The 15,796-nt window shown below is 31.7% G+C and carries 14 protein-coding genes; all 14 read right to left on the bottom strand.

Annotated features, from left to right (window positions below):
• Positions 1-5 precede the first annotated feature (5 nt).
• Complete coding sequence (locus tag H9L01_RS05425) at positions 6-866, bottom strand: type II restriction endonuclease (RefSeq protein WP_223151000.1); 861 nt, start codon at positions 864-866, stop codon at positions 6-8.
• Positions 859-1,665: a DNA-methyltransferase gene (locus H9L01_RS05420; RefSeq protein WP_187532967.1), complete on the bottom strand. Its 807-nt coding sequence runs from the start codon at positions 1,663-1,665 to the stop codon at positions 859-861. Before H9L01_RS05420 ends, H9L01_RS05425 begins: the two co-directional genes overlap by 8 nt.
• Positions 1,666-1,672: 7 nt before the next feature.
• Complete coding sequence (locus H9L01_RS05415; RefSeq protein WP_187532966.1) at positions 1,673-2,743, bottom strand: Dam family site-specific DNA-(adenine-N6)-methyltransferase; 1,071 nt, start codon at positions 2,741-2,743, stop codon at positions 1,673-1,675.
• Positions 2,744-2,922: 179 nt separating this feature from the next.
• The gene (locus tag H9L01_RS05410; RefSeq protein WP_187532965.1) at positions 2,923-3,612 is read right to left on the bottom strand and encodes a hypothetical protein; all 690 of its coding nucleotides are present in this window, start codon (positions 3,610-3,612) and stop codon (positions 2,923-2,925) included.
• Between the two features lie 310 nt (positions 3,613-3,922).
• Positions 3,923-4,567 carry a hypothetical protein gene (locus H9L01_RS05405; RefSeq protein WP_187532964.1) on the bottom strand — a complete coding sequence of 215 codons (645 nt, stop codon included), beginning with the start codon at positions 4,565-4,567 and terminating at the stop codon, positions 3,923-3,925.
• 343 nt (positions 4,568-4,910) lie between these two features.
• Positions 4,911-5,588, bottom strand: coding sequence for a KAP family P-loop NTPase fold protein (locus H9L01_RS05400; protein ID WP_187532963.1), 678 nt, complete (start codon positions 5,586-5,588; stop codon positions 4,911-4,913).
• A gap of 778 nt (positions 5,589-6,366) precedes the next feature.
• Positions 6,367-6,492, bottom strand: coding sequence for a hypothetical protein (locus H9L01_RS10860; RefSeq protein WP_281381162.1), 126 nt, complete (start codon positions 6,490-6,492; stop codon positions 6,367-6,369).
• A gap of 326 nt (positions 6,493-6,818) precedes the next feature.
• A complete protein-coding gene (locus H9L01_RS05395; protein ID WP_187532962.1) occupies positions 6,819-7,109 on the bottom strand; it encodes a hypothetical protein in 291 nt (96 codons plus the stop codon).
• A complete protein-coding gene (locus tag H9L01_RS05390; RefSeq protein ID WP_187532961.1) occupies positions 7,099-9,480 on the bottom strand; it encodes an ATP-binding protein in 2,382 nt (793 codons plus the stop codon). The genes H9L01_RS05395 and H9L01_RS05390 overlap by 11 nt, the downstream gene beginning before the upstream one ends.
• Before the next feature lie 512 nt (positions 9,481-9,992).
• A complete protein-coding gene (locus H9L01_RS05385; RefSeq protein WP_187532960.1) occupies positions 9,993-11,552 on the bottom strand; it encodes a carboxylesterase/lipase family protein in 1,560 nt (519 codons plus the stop codon).
• Positions 11,553-11,562: 10 nt separating this feature from the next.
• A complete protein-coding gene (gene gndA / locus H9L01_RS05380) occupies positions 11,563-12,945 on the bottom strand; it encodes an NADP-dependent phosphogluconate dehydrogenase (protein ID WP_187532959.1) in 1,383 nt (460 codons plus the stop codon).
• Positions 12,936-14,168 (bottom strand): RNA polymerase factor sigma-54, encoded by a 1,233-nt coding sequence (locus H9L01_RS05375; protein ID WP_187532958.1) that lies wholly within the window; start codon positions 14,166-14,168, stop codon positions 12,936-12,938. Before H9L01_RS05375 ends, gndA begins: the two co-directional genes overlap by 10 nt.
• Before the next feature lie 16 nt (positions 14,169-14,184).
• Positions 14,185-15,030 carry a PTS system mannose/fructose/sorbose family transporter subunit IID gene (locus H9L01_RS05370; protein WP_187532957.1) on the bottom strand — a complete coding sequence of 282 codons (846 nt, stop codon included), beginning with the start codon at positions 15,028-15,030 and terminating at the stop codon, positions 14,185-14,187.
• A 2-nt stretch (positions 15,031-15,032) separates the two neighbouring features.
• Positions 15,033-15,776: a PTS mannose/fructose/sorbose/N-acetylgalactosamine transporter subunit IIC gene (locus H9L01_RS05365; RefSeq protein WP_187532956.1), complete on the bottom strand. Its 744-nt coding sequence runs from the start codon at positions 15,774-15,776 to the stop codon at positions 15,033-15,035.
• Positions 15,777-15,796: the final 20 nt, after the last annotated feature.

The following is a 15,796-nucleotide window of genomic DNA, read 5'->3' as shown; positions in this document are numbered from 1 at the left end:
TTATCTCACTTTATTATTTTAGAGAGAATTCCTTCTTCTAAATCTTTTAACGAAAGAACGTTTACACCGCTTTCCAAAGTCTGTCTTAAATTATTTTTTGCAGATTTCCACCCTTGACCATCAGTAATCCATATAAATTCAAAGTTTTCGATACTTTTTGCTTGAGTTCCTAACATTTCATAGCTTCTTGCAGTTTCATTTAATTTTGATCCGCCTCCGCTATAGTAATTGGTTTCAATAACGTATATCGTCTTTTCTGATTTAATGACAAAGTCAAATCGCTTGTTCGTTTTCCATTTGCCACTTAAAGCAGATAGATCAACATCATATTTTTTTTCTATTTCGGTCTTTTTTAACTCTTTAAAATAATTATTATTTTTTTCATAACCTGCATCTACTATAAATTTTTCTACTATATCCTCCATAAGATGCCCGGTACGATTTTTACGTGCATTGGAATCCAATCCCACTTCTATTCCCTTAACGTAGTCAGTCAAATCCCCTACGAGATGATTCTCAAGTAAATTAAAAAGTCCAGTTTTTCTCATGAAATTACAATATTCATCAATTGAATAGTTAGGTTGATTAAAGTTGAAAAAAAACTCTTCTTTATTATCTGCGATTGCAATTTCTTTTTCTCTCTTTGCTATTAGAATCGGAATTACCTTAATAATTTCTGGGTAATTCGTAGCAAGTGATTTAAATTCTGTTTCAATATCCTTTGATCCGATTAAGCTATTCAAAATATTTAACTCCACTTTTATACTCTCTACATTGCTATAAACTTTGGGAAAATTAACGTAATAATCCCAATCAACTATTGTGTTTTTAAAGTTCATAAGCCATTCATCGAAATCTCTAATCATCCTTGTTCTCCTTTAAACTATTTAGTCTATTTACTGTCAGTTCAATATACTCACTTTCTTGTTCAATTCCAATATAACGTCTGCCAAGCATTGAACATACAATCCCTGTCGTTCCGCTCCCATTGAATGGATCTAAGACTACATCATTTTTATTTGTTGATGCTAAAACAATTCTTTCCAAAACTGCTATTGGTTTTTGAGTGGGATGCTTACCACATTTTTTTTCACGTTGAGGAGTAGTAGAAAAAGTCCAAACATCTTTCATTTGTTTTCCACCATTTATCTTTTTCATAACACTATAGTTGAATTGATGTTTACCTTTCTTTTTGCTAGTAAGCTGCTTTCTTGCCCATAAAATCGTTTCTGTTGAGTGAGTGAATGACCTGCACGCAAGATTAGGAGGAGGATTTGATTTTTCCCAAGTAATATTATTGATGATACTGAAACCTTCTAATTCTAATGCCATACCAATTGAATATATATTATGCATTGTTCCGCTTATCCATATTGTTCCATCATCCTTTAATACATTCTTGCACATCCGAATCCATTTTCGATTAAATTTATGTCTTTCTTCTAGAGACATTCCTTCATCCCATTCGCCTTTATTTACTGAAACCATTTTTCCTGATTGAACAGTAATACCGCCGTTTGAAAGAAAATACGGAGGGTCTGCAAAAATCATATCAACACTATTCTGTTCTATTTTTTTTAGCAATTTTAAAGAATCACCATGCATCAACACAAAATCATCTTCATCAATCATGATTTTTTTCTTATTACAATTGATATTTTTCATAGTCCTCCTAATAATTCGTAATTATAACTTCCTCTACAAAGCCTCGGCCATCTGCTTTGGAGTTTATCATTCTTTTAGCCTTGACTACTTTAATATTAAATCCTTTGTAAAGTTCATTGATATATGGGGTATTATGATTAGATAACATAACATTGACACCCCTTTTATCTAGATTTCTAAATAATTTCATCAACCTAAATTGATCATCTCTATCAAAACCATTTTTAGAATATGATGTGAATGAATCAGAGGCTTCAAAACTATCATATGGCGGATCAAAATACACAAAATCTCCTGAAGTTGCATCTTGAACAGCTACTTCAAAATCTTCATTCAATATTTTAATATTATTTTCATCAAAATAAGAAAATATTCTCTGAAAATTTTCTCCGTCATATGCTTTAACGGCACTTTTTTTCCCTGACGGAACATTAAATTGACCTTTTGAATTCACCCTATATAGGCCATTAAAACATGATTTATTCAAGTAAATAAAACGAGCAGCTTTTTCTTCTTGACTCAGTAGATCAAAATTTTCTGTTCTATCCAACTCTCTAATACTTAAATAGTACCCTTCGTTATGATTGACTTCGTGTTTTTTTAATATATCAATTAGTTGTAAGTAGCTATTAATATTTTCAAAACACCTATATGCAGCGACTAATTCTGAATTATAGTCGTTGATAACAGCATTTTCTGGCATAATACTAAAAAATAATGCACCACCACCAATGAATGGTTCAAAGTAATTATTGTAAGTGGCGGGTAAAAGATTCCTTATTTCTGAAAGTAATTGAGTTTTCCCACCTGCCCATTTTACTAATGGCTTGATTCTATTTTCTTTTTTTGTGTTTATATATATATTGTTATTACTAAAGCTAACCAACTCCGCTATTTCCACATCTAAACCTAAACTAAGTTTATATACAGATTCTATTGTTGCATTAATTTGCCCATTTTCAATTCTAGATATTTGTTCTCTTACGATTCCCGATCTTTCTGCTAAAACCGTTTGAGAAATCCCTTTTTTATCTCTAATTTCTTTTATTCTATTTCCTAACTCTTCAAGTATTTCCATGTTATCACCGTCTATAAGTATAACATATTGTGCATCAAAGTGCACAATGTGTTATGCTGCTATTCATAAAAAATAACCTCGCCATTTAATTACAAAAGTTCTTTTACAAGATAGGAAGTAAAAAGATGGGTAAAGGTAGCCCATCTCAAATTATAATTATGTCCTCGAGTATAATTAACCTATTTTTTAGGAAACTTCAAAGGCTTAGAATAGATTCCATATATTTCTAATGCATCTGAAATTTGATCTTCACCTAATCTAATTGAATATCTTGCAGCACATTCAGGTGTTAAATCTCGATTAATTACTTGATGCAAACCAAGAATCTTCATTCTATGTTGCCACTTTGATCTTTTACCACTATCAATTCCGCCATAACTAAATCCATAATACCATTCAGAAACCATTGCTAAGTAGATTATTACTAGTGCTTCCTCAAGCTCAGATTCAGGATCTTCAATTTCCATTCCATCGTAGGTATCAACTATATTTATAATATTATTAATATGTAACTGGTCATTATACCCGAACGTGTTTCGATTATTAATATCGAATGGTTCATTTGGTTCAAATATCAACCCTATAAAACTATCATAAAATCCACCTGCGTTTTGGTCAATAAATTCGGACATCTGTCTTATCAATGATAGAATTTCTACCTCATATTTATTACTATACTTCAGAATCACTTCAAAATAATCGACATCTCTCATAGCATACGCGTCATTTGTATCACATTCAATAATACTTACTTGGAAATTATCCTTTCCTCCCTTATTATATATTATTTTATTTCCCCTCTTTGATGTGTACATTTCTCTTTGTGCTTCCAACATATTACTATCTTGAATCTTTGCATTACCCCACATGGTCATATTCTCCTTCTACTATATTTTAAACTTAAATTTTAATATATATCTCAAAGTACTTTTACTCAAAAATAATTTGAGTAACTTATTTCTCATTCAAATACTAATTATTTTGAAAACTATATCCCACCATATTAATTAGAAAAGTCTTTTCAAATTAATTACTTAAAATATTTATACAGTAATATTTAGCACATATGCATACAACTTTCATCTAAGGTTACTGCAAAAGTATTTGCATTACGGACCTAATTGCTATTATATATTCCCAAGTTAGGAATGTATAACAATTTCATGAGTTTTCCAATAATCACTTCATAGATTCTTCTATCATTGATTCTTCTATCATTCTAATTGATAATACATAAGCATCCCTAATTGAAATATTAGTATCAAAATAAACAAACTTTTCCTCACCAATTGGAAATTCGAATATTCTAGCTGAATTTTTCCATTGGTCTATATCAGGATTTTTTCCTTCTTTTATCATTAAATTACCCTGAATGCTACTTATTGCTTTAATACTTAATCCCCTATCCGTAAGTTGTTGGATTGTAGAAGACATTATACCTTTTACTGTACCATCTCCAATAAATTTATTTTTCTCTTCTGCCGTTAGCTCTTGATTATTATAGAAAGTTCTCGAAACTGTCCTGAGATACTCATTTCGTAACTCAGCATTCAGCTGTACAGAGTTATATTTCTTTCCTTTGTAAGAATATCTTGATATTTTATCATCATCTGATTTCGTTTCTGTATCCCTTTCTTTGGAAACTTCTACTTGTGCTTGAGTTGAAATATTTACAATTAGGCTATTATACTTACTGATGTCTTTTATATAATTTAGTTTTATTCTATCAAGATTGAGGATTGCATTTTTTAATGAATTATCTAATCCCTCTGCATCTTCATAAATATTAAAAGTCGCGGGTAGGTTTAAGAATTCTTTATACAAGTCATAACTATGTTCTTTCAGAGCAACTACGATAAATATTAAAAGTTTAGAAGCATTTTTTTCATCTCTATCTTCTAGTTTATGTAACTCATTTAAAACAATTGTCGAATATAAATAGTAGTTGTTTACTAATTTTTTGAGTTGTCTTGGATTATTAGAAACACAATCTTGTATAGTTTGTTGAAAAATATTATATAATCCATTTTTTTAACTACATCATTTTCATATACAAAGTCGAAATCTAAAAGTTCAAGCAAATAATCTGAAATATCAATTTGATGATTAGGTATAACATAATTCACCTGGGATATTTTATCAAAAAATGCTTGAGCTTTATCAGCATTCATATTATTACTAAATTTTTTTCTAACCCTTTTCTAATCACCTCAAGATCTATCGCGACAACAAAAATAAAATTCTTAAGATTGAGTACTGACTTTATTACTTCTAACATTTCTATAGCAACTTCGGGCTTGACTCTATCCAAATCATCAATAAAATAAACAATTCTTCTGCCTGAAGTTTTTTCATTAATACTATTAATTAGTTTTTCTCTCTTTTGGGCATGATTTGAATCAAACACTGATGGGTCAATCTTGATCCCATAATTACTACCAGTTTCAACCAATTTTAGTATGGAAATACTTTTTAATTCCTCAAAAAACCTTGTGGCTTGTTTTGACTTACAACCTGTATTTTCTGCGATTTCTTCTAACAAAAAAATCGGAAGAAATTCTTCACTACCAAATGCCGAAAATTGCCATGCATCAAATTTATAGAATTCATTTTGTTCTTTTGAATTATTGTCCAGAAAATTATTTCTAACTAAGTTCATAAATGAGGTTTTTCCTGAGCCCCAATCTCCTTGAATTGATACTGTTATCGGCATTTCACATTTTTCAAGAAATTTTGCGAACCCTTCTGCATTTTTATTATATCTAAATTTATCATGTTCTACATTATCAATAGGAACTTCTACCCTGCTTAAAGTATTTTTAAGATTATCAAAATCACTATTCATATTCGTTTCCTTTTTCTCCTTATTCATTTTGTACACTAAAAAGATCGTGAATTGAATACTATCTCTTTCTTTATGATATCATTTATTAATCAAAAAATAGCTTATAATTTCAAAATTCACAATTCTTTCATCATTGCAAATTTTAAAAATTTTCGGGATAGAGTCGAAATAATTTATTAAAAACGATATAGTGCTAAATGTAGATTTCTTTCAAGTGGGTTTTTATATTATACCGTCAACTATACTCGAATTAGCTAAAATGTATGATTAACACCATAATTTCAAAGGAACATATGTAGTTGTAACATTTTTATCAGCAAACTTATAATGGAAAGCTTGCTGATAACCACATTGAGAAATTTCTAGAAATTATGAAGTATTCTTTCACACCGATCCTAGAGTTTTTGTTGTGTGACTCGAACCTGTTAATAGATTTTGACCTTGAATTATTAGTGAGAATATTCTTGTGTGTATATATGAATCTGTCAAAAAGACGTTTCAAGTTTCTAGAAATGATGGCTTGCTAAAAAAAGTATATTTTGGATAAGATATGGTTCAGTTCTTTAAAGCATTAGTAGCAAGTGTACATCCAACAATAATTGTTTAGATTCACTTGTCTTTGTCCTCACATCATTCAAAAATCAACACTTGTGAAGCTAGTTCGTTTACTCACTTTGGATACAATATAAACTAGGTAGAGAAACAATATGCAATCGCTCCTAAATTATTTTACATTTTCATAATTACTGTTGTAAACCGGACTATTTCTCCTGAAAAACTAAAGAAACCAGATTAAAAAATAAGGAATATATTTCCCTGATTGATCATCAACTACATATTCTCTCCAATATCCTACATAGATATAGAATACACCCGGAAACTCTTCATAATTTGAATCAAACATTTTAATCACCTCTATTATAAATATACGATGGTTAAAGTAACTCCTTATTTCAATCGAATTTTTCTGAACTCTTACTTGTTTTCAATGATACATACAGACTACTGAACATCAAAGAATAAGTTCAATTATAATGAGAAAAACTAGCAGCTTCTTATTAAAAGATATCTTTATCACAATACTAATTCAATCTTCGAAAATTAAAGCTAATTTAGAATGAAATACCATATCATCCGATATATTAAATATCAATTTGCAACACAGAATTTAAACGACTTTAAAACTACATGTGCAAAAATTTGATGACATTTTAAGTACTTAAATTTAGCTTAATCCCTTTCATCCTGTATTGATTCAGCCTCACTACTGCGTTCTTTAGCCAATTTATATGCAAGAATGAAGTCTTCACTATTCATTTCACTAATCAGTTTTGAAAATAAAGTTTTATAGTTTTCAACATTATCTTCTCCAATAATTTCACAATCTCCATTTGTTTCGAGATTATCTAAATAATAATCAATAAATTCATTAATTTCGCTATACCCGACATTTCTCCAATTTGATTCATCACAATATTTAAAATGTGCACCACTTTCAGTCTTTTCAATTTCAATTTTCATGTTGTCTATCTCCTTTATAAATTTCGTATCGATTTTTTATTACATTTCGGGACCCGTCAACTGTATTCGCAATTGTAATTAGCTCATTTTGTACATAGCTTTCCGGCCTAAAATTTCTATATTCAATATTTTTGTCATTTTTAATAGCTTCAATATAATTGGTTGGGTCCGCATTTACAGCAATTATAGGATCATGAGTGACAACAATAAATTGAACCTTTCCCTTCGTTTTATTGATCTGTTCTTTTATCGTGGTACTAATAAAATCCTTGTCAACATCATTTTCAAGTTGGTCGAACAAAATTACTGAGTTGTTAGAATTAATAATATTATTGTCAAAATAAACCTCTAGATATGTTTTAGCAATGTCTCCTGGATTTAAATTTTTAATATTATTTTGATCAAAGAATATTTCAACTTCAACGTCGAATAGGTCATTTATCTTAAAAGAATCTCTCATTATATCAAGTTTTATGTATTTATTTAGTAGGTTTTTTGTGTCTTTGTTACTCGTTAAATCATATTTTTTTTCATTCAATTTTGTCTTATGTCCATATGTTTTAAAAAGCTTGTTCTCTCTCTCGGATACAAGCTTTATATCCTCTTCTTTTACCTTTTCCACAACTAAAATCTGATTGTTTTTATTGATCAATGTTTCCTGATGTGAACCTTGTAAGTTGTAACTTACATCCATAGATAGTAGGTTAAACTCGTCTATCTTATGTTCAATAAAACTCGAAACAATGCTATCGAGCGTACTCGACATTGAATTTATTAAAGTTGATTTACTCAATGCATTAGTAGACGAAATTCCATTAACATCATTAATACATTTTTTCACTAGATCATATTTGCGAATTTCATATGTTTCAAACTTGTGTAGTTCTGTTATTTCTTGATACACTGTTTTAAATAATTTATTTGTTTCGTCTAGTTTGTTCTTAATATTTATTTTTTTATTATCTTTATATATATTTAATATTGTATTTAAACTCTCGAAATGTTCACTGTATTTTGCAAAGTTATTTAGTTGTTCTTGGGTATATGTTAGTTTAAATGGATCAGGAAGTGATATTTGAAAAGTACTTATATCTTCCAAGTCCCTAAGTTTAAGTTCGTTACCGTTTAATTTATTAATTTCCTCAATGATTTTTTTTGAATTATCAGAGTATTTTTTTTTAGTATCTATATATAGATTAACATTTTTTTCAAAAACCTCATTCACCGCCTGAAAATTTCTTTTGGAAACAAAATCTGGCATGATATATCTTACAATACTATACATTTCTTCATTATCAGAAGACATATTTGCTTGAATAATTTTATCATAAATTTTTTCTCCAAATCCTATATTTATGTTGGATTTGTCTAGCTTTTCGTCACTCTCATTATAGAACGAAAACTCATAATCGCTAATTACATCATAAGAACTTTTGGTTGATTCAGTTAAAGATTGTTTAATTATTTCTAGTAATAAGCTTTTCCCTGATCCCGATCGACCAATTATACAGTTAAACCCCCTATCAAGATTAATACAATTCTCGGTAAGTTCCAATGGGGAAGTACTTTCTTCTTCTCTTTTTTTAATTTCAATTCTGGATATATAGTGATTATTTTTGTTAATGTGATCTTTGGTAGAAAATCTATGTACTGGATTCGATAGTGAGTGTATTAGGCCTTTAAAACTCGGTTCTGCGTTCATATAGAAGTTTCTATTCTTTGAACTATATTGATCCCAATCTCGAACATCTGAGAATAAAACACCTCCGAAATCATCAATATTATCAGCGTAATTTTCCTCCGTCATAAAAGATTTAATCTGGCTTAACTTCCAATTAGATGGACTATCAAATACTCTAATAAATCCTTCTCGAACAATTTTTAAAGCACTTTTAATATTTTCCTCAGAAGGGTCTTCAAAAATCCCCCTCGATTTAGATCCATGAGGTATCATAACTAAATTATGATTTCTAACTAATGACATCAATTCTTCGGCAGAATATATTACTTCACCGATATTATTTTTTTTATTTTGAGTCTCAATATTTATGTTATTAGACATTTCAAAATTATCTTCAAATTCTTTTTCTGATATAGCCACGAGATGCAAAGGCTGATCCTCTTTATCAGCAAAAACTGTATCAAATTCCACACCCAAAAGCATTGTTGAACCTAATATATCAGATAAATAATTTAATACTAAAAAATTAGAAAAATCAATGATATTATGATTTGTAACTGATAAAAGTTTCAATTCATACTCTGAGAGCACCTGAACGAATTTTAAATACGAGAAATTTACTGTATCACTTTTACCATCCCGAGTAACTCCAACAGATGTGTGCATATGTAAGTCTATTGCATTCCACATATAATTATCTCCTTTTTAAATTAACTATAAAAAGCAATCCATAACCAATCAATTCTGGAAACAAATGCATTAAGCAGAAAAATAGATTTGTCGATTACTTGATAACCTTAAACAAATTTTAGAGACACACTTCTTATTTTTACTAGTGTTGATTGATGCAAAAAAAAATCAATTTCTATGCTTACATATTAGCACATATATAAATTTAAAACATCTAATTAATCTTCTTGATTTTTTTTACTCTAACCTCGCGATAATTTATTGTTCTTTAATCACATATTATAATAATTATAGTATTCACTTTATCAAGACATAATTAAATTTTTTTATAGTATGAACCAATGAGGATTATATCTAACACTGTCTATTTAGTTCTAAATACTGCAGGATATTTAATTACCTACATAACGAGCACTATTATTTTTTAATTATTGTAAACTTCAAATTTACTAATTTAAATAACATTTCTCATCTTATTTTTGAAGAGAAATGTTATTTTTTTCATAATTTTATTAGAAATCTGCTGCTTTCTTTGATTTAACCATCAACCCGGGGTTGTTGGCTTCTGTTCTTTCTGCAAGAAATCTTTCGAATGTATCTGTAATTGCTTTGTTCTTTATTTCTCTACATTCGCAAGGTCCATCTAAGTACATAATCATATTGTTCTCAGGAGTGAATTCTTCCCAGTGTGGTAGTGATTCACTATTTGGATGATGATTACGTGCAAAGTTTGTCCAGTATGCTGACACATCATTTCCAATCTTTTCATCGTAACTTCCGTATGCAATGATTTCTTTGTCTGCATCGAAGTTTTGGAAGATATAGTTAACTTCACAACCATGATGTGCACCTAGGAAAGATGGATTATGGGTAGGTGGTACATGTTGGAAAATGTAGTAGTAAACTGGACTCTCGTTGTAGTCTTTGAGGCAAGATGCAAAGTATCTCATATTCGCTGCAGTGTTATCGGATCTAAAGCGATAGAGTGCATAACCTGCGTCATATTCAGCATAGGGACCATATTTTTCCCAAATGAATTCGTTGTGCTCTTTGATTGGATATTTTATATCTACTGTTTTACCAAATGATTCTTTTGTAGTCTTTGAACGACTTCCGTGTGCATCGCCTCCGTTGACTAGAGATGAAGCCTCATCAGATGTACATCCAAGCATTACTGGAACGTCATGGAATAACCCTTTCAAGAAACATTGTTCAAGTCGGTCTGGTAGGATGTAACCATCCACATACGGGCAGAACTCTGCTCTAGCGTAATTATCTTTATCTTGAAGGAATTGTTCTGCAGGAGCGCTGTAAAGGTCCTCTTCGTTCATAATTCCAACAGATTCCATATACTTACGACATTTTTCATAAGTTTGTTCTGTATCAATATCCCATTCGTCATGATTAAACGGCGAACCACTTTGAGTAATTGCAGCATGGAATAGTCCTTTTGCTACAGGAGACAACAATAATATATTTATCAATGAAGAACCTGCTGATTGTCCAAAAACAGTGACATTATTTGGATTTCCACCAAATGCTTCAATATTATGTTTTACCCACGTTAAACCAGCAATGGCATCTGCAACTCCCGCATTCGTGTGATGTTCTGCTCGTTTGCTAAGAGCAGGATGACTCATAAATCCAAAGATACCTACGCGATAGTTTGCAGTAACTAAAATGACATCATTGTTCTTTACAAAATTCTCACCATCGTAAAGAGGCATTGCGGAACTTCCTACGGTATAGCCACCACCATAAATCCAATACATAACCGGTAAATTACGTCCTTCTGAATTTTCAGGTGCGTATACATTTAAATAAAGACAATCTTCACTGATTCTTGTCAATTGACGTGATGGTTTGCCATTTTCTTTAATCGGTTGCATTGGGCTGTTTGGTAGTGTGATAGCATCACGAACTCCAACCCATGCTTCATTTTCAACAGGTGGTAAAAATCTTAATTCACCTACTGGTGGTTTTGCAAAAGGAATCCCTAAATACTTCTCAACGCCTGATTCTACAAGACCAGAAAGCTGTCCTTTTTGTGTTTTAACTATTTTCCTATTCATTCATTTCTCCTTATCTATTTTCTGTATTCCAGTTGGTATGATAATTTCCTTCAAGGTCGATTCTTTCGTATGTATGTCCCCCAAAATAATCGCGCATCCCTTGAAGGAGATTCGTTGATAACTTCGGTGTATTCGTTGCCATAATATCACTGTATGCAGCTGATATTACTGGGCAACATACATTTTTACTCATCGAAAAAATGAGTGTATCTCTCATTGCATTGGTCCTATCGTTTAGAATTGTTTGCATGTTGGGTGAATGCATTAAGGAACTAATCGAATTGTTCTCATAATCTTCATGGATGTCATTAATCAATTGTCCTTGAATGATGCATCCTGCTCCCCAAATTTTGGAGATACTTTCAAAATTAAGATTCCAATTATATTGTGAAGATGCTTCCTCCATAATTGAGAAACCTTGCATATATGCAAATACTCTTGATGCATATACTGCTTGTTTAAGTATCTCTAAGTTTAATTCTTGTGATAATTCTTTAACTTCACTTTGATGAGTATTTCTATCTCGTTGCGAAATATTACGTATATCTACAGCTGAGAATAACGTGTTACAAGGGATGTTTTCTTCAATAGCATATTGAATGGTCCATTTCCCAGTACCCTTGCTTCCTGCTCTATCAGAAATAAGATCAATGAGGTCTTTACCAGTAATTTCATCTTTTTCTTTCAAGACGATTGATGCAATATTTGTAAGATAAGATTGTAACTCTGTTTGTTGCCATCCTTCAAATACTTCTGATATTTCAGTATTTGACATTCGTAAGCCATACTTCATGATTGCATAGGCATCACAAAGTATTTGCAAATCAGCGTATTCAATACCATTGTGAACCATCTTAATAAAATGTCCTGAACCTTCCTTACCAATATAATCGACACAACTATCACCCTTTTCTGTGACAGCCGCAATATCTTCTAAAAAAGGCATAAGAATACTAATCGATGACTCATCTCCAGATGGCATGAGACTTGCTCCGTAACGAGCTCCTTCAGCACCTCCAGAAATTCCCATTCCGACAAAATTGATATTCTTTTCATTACACTTATTTTGACGTTGCAAAGTATCGCGATAGTATGAGTTACCGCCATCGACAATGATATCTCCTTCATCAAGATATTCCTGAAGTTCTGAGATCACTGCATCAACTGGCCTTCCGGCATTAACCATCAGTATTATTTTTCTTGGGAGTTCTAAGGATGCTACAAATTCTTGTAAATTTTGATATCCTGTAATATTTTTATGATGTGATACCGAATTGACCGCATTACTATTTCGATCGTACACCGATACGAAATTGTCATGATCAGACAAGTTATATGTTAAATTTGAACCCATAACGCCAAGTCCGATCACTCCTATTTGATTTAATACCATTTCTTAATACGTCTCCTTTCTGATGAAGACGGAATATTCAATTCTTTTCTATATTTAGAAACTGTTCTTCGTTCAACCTTAATTCCTTCATCATGTAGTAGTTCTAATATTTTTTGATCCGAATACGGTTTGGTTTCATTTTTCACAATTCTTAAAATCTTGCGTTTAATCGTGTCCGCACTGCTACCACCTTTAGTTGCACTGACAAAGAAGTCAGAAAGTTCATAAATATCGCCATTAAAAAGCACCGATTTATTGGCAATACTCCGAGAGACTGTTGATGGATTGATATCTAACAATTCCGCGACATCTGACTGTGTCAAAATATTCAACGGTTTTTGATTCATAAAGAATTCTTTTTGTCTATCAAGAATAATTTGCACGACATTGGTAAGCGTGTGATTTCTAAACTGAATTTTCTCAAGTAAAATTTCACTCTCTTGATACCAAGTTTTAATCTCTTCACTCGCTTCCTGTTTGTAATCATAGTTGATTTTTATTTTTGAATAATCACGTGTGGAAGTACATTCCAATTCTTGATGATTGACGTTGATGATTAGGTCTGGGTATAAGTTCTTTGAATCGTCAGAATCAAAGTCAAATGTTGGTTTACATTTATGGATAACATTCAATACATCATTGAGTGTTTCTTCATCAATCTGATAGGTTTCTATTATCTTTGACTCAGAATAATCGTTCACACTTAGAAAATTATTCAATATCTTTATTCCAAGTTCTGCTAAAGGATGATTCAATGCTCTCAATTGAACGATGATAGATTCTTTAACTGACTCACTACCAATACCAATGGGATCAAAATGTTGAAGTGCGAAACGATGACGCTCAATTTCGCACTCCGATTTATCGAGTTCTTGTGCTAAAACAGAATTCGAAGTCGGAAGAAGACCTTGATCATTCAATGATTCAATAAGATAGCTCATCAAATCATGATTCAAATCCCTTCGTTCCAACAATTGCATGTAGAGGTCATCTTTTAATGAAGGTCCTTTAACATATGCAGCTAAAACATCATCAAATACTAACGTTCCACTTTTAAAATAGCCATCCTCAATTTCAAGTGTTGGATTACTTTCAAATGCTTCCAAAATCGATTGATCCAATCGACTTTGGTTTAGCATCATGAAATCGAGCATTTGAATTTGCCGAGTGCTTAACGTTTGTTGTTGTTTTTGTTTTAGTTTGGCTTCGAATTTTTGTTTCATATTTACCTCATTACGTTTATGCTAAGACTCCAAAGAATGCTCCTACAAGTGATAGGATAATTACAAAGAAGAGTACACGGTTATAGTTTCCACCTTTATTTTTGAAGTACCATACAATACCGAAGATTGCGATAAGTGGTAACATTCCAGGTAAGATTGCATCTAAAATTTCTTGGAGAACAATAGGTTTAGCTCCAGCAATTTCCCATGCTAATGGTGTAGAAACTTTAACGTATGTTGATGATAAAGCACCCATCATAAAGAGACCTAGAATACTTGCTCCCGTAATAATTTTGTTAATCATACCAGATTTTAAGAGGCTCATGACCGATTCTTTACCCACTTTGTAACCAAAGTTCAGCATATTGTAACCAACAATTACAATCACTAATGGATATAAGAAAATAATGAAGGCTCCAAGTGGATTTCCTGCTAATGCAAAGGATGATCCAAGACCCATAATAATTGGTTTAATAGTTCCCCAAATAATCGTGTCACCAATACCTGCGATAGGTCCCATCAATCCAGTTTTAATACCTGTAATCATTTCTGGTGGTACATCACTACCAAGTGCTTTTTCTTCTTCCATTGATAATGCAACACCCAGGATGATACACCCAATTGTTCCTTCTGAGTTATAGAATTGTAAGTGGCGTGTTAGTGCTTCTACATAAGCTTCATGATCATCTTTATATAGCTTCTCTAAGTTCTTTGAAATTGCATTACAGAATGCTAATGCTTGAAGACGTTCATATGAATTACTGAGTTCTGTGGTAAAAAACCACATTGAGAAAGTGCCTCTTAAATCTTTTTTGGTCAAGAGTTGTGTTTTATCACTCGTCATATTTACTTTTTGTTCCATGATTACGCCTCCTTCTTACCTTCTCTGAACATAATGAGAAGTGCGATACATCCACCAAAGATAGCTGCTGCCATAACATTAATTTGTAGGTAAGCAACTGCAAAGAATCCAAGTACAAAGTAAGGCATGAGTTCTTTTTTACCAATTGTTAGGATAATAATTGCGAATCCCATAGCAGGTAGAATTCCTCCAGCAACGCTTAATCCTGTAATAATCCATTGTGGTAACACTGTTAAGAGATATGTTACAGCCTCAGCACCAAACATTGTAATGATAAACACTGGAATAAATCTTAGTACAAAGCTGACAATTGCTGGGAGTGTAAATGCATTATGGAAGATTCCTTTACGGTCTCCCTCAAGTGCATCTTTATCTGCACGGTGGATCCAAAATGAGTTTGATGTTCGACGAAGTTGGTCTAAGAAAACACCAAGAACTCCAAACGGCACTGCAACACCTACTGCCATTTCTGGACTTAAGCCAGTTTCTAAGGCAATTGGAATCGCAACAATTCCTGCAAGAGCTTGATCAGCTGGAATATTTCCTCCAGTTGCAATCATTCCAAGGTATACAAGTTGAATTGTTCCACCAATGATTAATCCTTGTTGAACTTGTCCATAAATAGCGCCTAAGATTAATCCGTAAAAGATTGGTGAGCCAGTCGCAGTTGTTAAACCGTATCCGATACGGTTTGTACCAATCCAATATAAGATTCCACACAATGTAGCCAATAATAGTTGGTTCATAGTTCTTCTCCTTTATAGTT

The organism is Erysipelothrix inopinata (assembly GCF_014396165.1).
In the GTDB taxonomy this organism is placed as follows: domain Bacteria; phylum Bacillota_I; class Bacilli_A; order Erysipelotrichales; family Erysipelotrichaceae; genus Erysipelothrix; species Erysipelothrix inopinata.
The sequence above is the reverse complement of the archived record's forward strand: the minus strand, read 5'-3'. Positions and strand labels throughout refer to the sequence as shown.

Excerpts from the sequence above, each read along its gene's own strand:
- H9L01_RS05370 (WP_187532957.1), bottom strand. The coding sequence starts at position 15,030 with ATGGAACAAAAAGTAAATATGACGAGTGATAAAACACAACTCTTGACC.
- gndA (WP_187532959.1), bottom strand. The coding sequence starts at position 12,945 with ATGGTATTAAATCAAATAGGAGTGATCGGACTTGGCGTTATGGGTTCA.
- H9L01_RS05410 (WP_187532965.1), bottom strand. The coding sequence starts at position 3,612 with ATGTGGGGTAATGCAAAGATTCAAGATAGTAATATGTTGGAAGCACAA.
- H9L01_RS05420 (WP_187532967.1), bottom strand. The coding sequence starts at position 1,665 with ATGAAAAATATCAATTGTAATAAGAAAAAAATCATGATTGATGAAGAT.
- H9L01_RS05395 (WP_187532962.1), bottom strand. The coding sequence starts at position 7,109 with ATGAAAATTGAAATTGAAAAGACTGAAAGTGGTGCACATTTTAAATAT.
- H9L01_RS05425 (WP_223151000.1), bottom strand. The coding sequence starts at position 866 with ATGATTAGAGATTTCGATGAATGGCTTATGAACTTTAAAAACACAATA.
- H9L01_RS05365 (WP_187532956.1), bottom strand. The coding sequence starts at position 15,776 with ATGAACCAACTATTATTGGCTACATTGTGTGGAATCTTATATTGGATT.
- H9L01_RS05415 (WP_187532966.1), bottom strand. The coding sequence starts at position 2,743 with ATGGAAATACTTGAAGAGTTAGGAAATAGAATAAAAGAAATTAGAGAT.
- H9L01_RS05375 (WP_187532958.1), bottom strand. The coding sequence starts at position 14,168 with ATGAAACAAAAATTCGAAGCCAAACTAAAACAAAAACAACAACAAACG.
- H9L01_RS05400 (WP_187532963.1), bottom strand. The coding sequence starts at position 5,588 with ATGAATAGTGATTTTGATAATCTTAAAAATACTTTAAGCAGGGTAGAA.
- H9L01_RS05390 (WP_187532961.1), bottom strand. The coding sequence starts at position 9,480 with ATGTGGAATGCAATAGACTTACATATGCACACATCTGTTGGAGTTACT.
- H9L01_RS05385 (WP_187532960.1), bottom strand. The coding sequence starts at position 11,552 with ATGAATAGGAAAATAGTTAAAACACAAAAAGGACAGCTTTCTGGTCTT.
- H9L01_RS10860 (WP_281381162.1), bottom strand. The coding sequence starts at position 6,492 with ATGTTTGATTCAAATTATGAAGAGTTTCCGGGTGTATTCTATATCTAT.